Raw genomic sequence first — 352 nt, 5'->3', positions numbered from 1 at the left:
CCCCATTGGCATTCACGATAACTTCTTCCAACTGGGAGGGGACTCCATACTCAGTATTCAAGTGGTCTCCCGAGCAAGAGAGAAAGGGATTTTGTTAAAACCAAAACAACTCTTTGCGCATCAAACCATTGCATCTTTGGCTCTCGTTGCCCAAAAGGAAGCTTCCGTGGTAGGAGAGCAAGGAACCTTGCGTGGAGAAGTACCTTTTGTGCCGATCCAAAAATGGTTTTTGGAACAGACCGAGCATCCTCATCACTTTAACCAGAGCATGTTGCTGAAAGTAGGAGAGGGGAACGAAACGTGGCTCCGACAGACGATTCGCGAAGTAGTGGCGTATCATGATGCGTTGCGG

The 352-nt window shown here is 48.6% G+C and carries 1 protein-coding gene; it reads left to right on the top strand.

Annotation, left to right across the window (positions count from 1 at the left end):
* Positions 1 to 352 (top strand): phosphopantetheine-binding protein (locus AC5WOE_RS20015; RefSeq protein WP_496053352.1); only part of this gene is annotated, 352 nt, incomplete at both ends.

This window comes from Shimazuella sp. NTD248 (assembly GCF_059510395.1).
This window is presented reverse-complemented; position numbering and strand designations above follow the sequence as displayed.